We start from the raw sequence: 1778 nt of genomic DNA on the forward strand, positions 1-1778 counted from the left end.
GTACCCACGGGCGCGACGTGATGTCCGCGCCCGTGGGTACATGGTGGTCATGAACCGCATCGGCACCCACCGCCCCCCGCGCGTCCCCTTCGCCCAGCGCCTGCGCGAACGCGACATCGCCGCGTTCCACACCGTGGCGGCCCGGCACTGGCCGGGGGCCGACCGGGTGCTGCCCCGGCTCAGCCGCAGTGCCAATCACGGGCTGCTGTGGTTCGGCGCGGCCGCCGCCATGTGGGCGCTGGGCGGTCCGCGGGGCCGGCGCGCGGCGGTGCGCGGCGTGGCGTCGCTCGCGCTCGCCTCCGCGACCGTCAACACGGTGGCGAAGCGGTCGGTGCGCCGGGACCGGCCGATGCTGGACGCGGTGCCGCTGATCCGCCGGCTGGCCCGGCAGCCGATCACCACGTCCTTCCCGTCGGGGCACTCCGCCTCGGCGGCGGCCTTCGCGGTGGGCGCGGCGCTGGAGTCGCGGCGGCTGGGCGCGGCCCTGGCGCCGGTGGCCGCGTCGGTGGCGTTCTCCCGTGTCTACACCGGGGTGCACTACCCGAGCGACGTGCTCGCGGGCGCGGCGCTGGGGGCGGGGGCGGCGTTCGCGGTGCGCGGCATGGCTCCGTCCCGCTCACAACTGCCGCCCCCGGCGCGGCCCCGCGCGGACGCGCCGGCACTGCCGGACGGGGACGGGCTGATCGTGGTGGTCAACCCGGCGTCCGGGGTGCAGCCGCAGTTCGGCGACCCGGTGCGGGTGCTGCGCACGGCACTGCCGAAGGCCGAGGTGGTGCTGTACGAGCCGGAGGCGGGGCCGCTGCCGGAGGTGCTGTCCCAGGCGGCGCGGGAGGCGGCGCGCTGCGGTGGGGCGCTGGGTGTGTGCGGCGGCGACGGCACGGTGAACGCGGCGGCGACGACGGCGCTGCGCCACGATGTGCCGCTGGCCGTGCTGCCCGGTGGCACGTTCAATCACTTCGCCGCCGATCTCGGGGTGGAGACCGTGCTGGACGCCTGCCAGGCGGTGGCGGCGGGCACGGCCGTCCGCGTCGACCTGGGGCGGCTGACCCCGGAGACGCCGTTCGGGACGCCGTCGCCGGACGAGCGGGCGTACTTCCTCAACACCTTCAGCATCGGCTCGTACCCCGATCTCGTACGGCTGCGGGAGCGGTGGTCGCCACGGATCGGCGGCCCGGCGGCGAGCGTGCTGGCGACGGTGCGGGTGCTGCGCACGGCGCGGCCGGTGCGGGCCTGGGTGGACGGGCGGCGGCACTCCATGTGGCTGCTGTTCGTGGGCAACGGCACGTATCGCAGCGTGGGGGTGGCGCCGGTGCGCCGCTTCGACCTGGCGGACGGCCTGCTGGACGTGCGGATCGCGCACGCGGGCCGGTTCGCCCGCACCCGGCTGATGGCGGCCGGCCTGGCGGGCCTGCTGCGGCGCTCGCCGGTCTACGCGACGGGCCGGCCCCGCCAGGTGCGGGTCTCCGGGCTGCCGAACGGTACGCACATGGCGTACGACGGCGAGGTGCGGCCGGCGCCGTCCGGGCTGCTGATCGACAAGGTGGAGGAGGCGCTGACGGTGTACCGGCCGGTGTGGAACCAGCCGGAGAGCGTGACGCCGCTGGCGGAGTGAGGTGAGCGGGCGGGGTCCACGGCCCGGTGACACGAGCCGGTTCGGGGGAAGGGTGCGGGACCGGCGGAGAGGAGGCGGGGGCGCGGCCTAGGGAGTGTCTTCAAAGTAGCGTCGTCCGCCCGGAGGGCGGGCCTGGCGGCGTCTGGTGCGTGCGATCGCAAGGCGG

The 1778-nt window shown here is 76.8% G+C and carries 1 protein-coding gene; it reads left to right on the top strand.

Annotation, left to right across the window (positions count from 1 at the left end; genetic code table 11):
• Positions 1 to 49: 49 nt before the first annotated feature.
• On the top strand, positions 50 to 1612 hold the full coding sequence (locus ACSNOD_RS30920) for a bifunctional phosphatase PAP2/diacylglycerol kinase family protein (RefSeq protein WP_436770392.1): 1563 nt from the start codon (positions 50 to 52) through the stop codon (positions 1610 to 1612).
• Positions 1613 to 1778: the final 166 nt, after the last annotated feature.

The organism is Streptomyces sp. URMC 123, assembly GCF_051386515.1.
Taxonomy (GTDB): Bacteria; Actinomycetota; Actinomycetes; order Streptomycetales; family Streptomycetaceae; genus Streptomyces.

What these genes read in the sequence shown, in the direction of transcription:
- ACSNOD_RS30920 (WP_436770392.1), top strand. Translation starts at nt 50, where the DNA reads ATGAACCGCATCGGCACCCACCGCCCCCCGCGCGTCCCCTTCGCCCAG.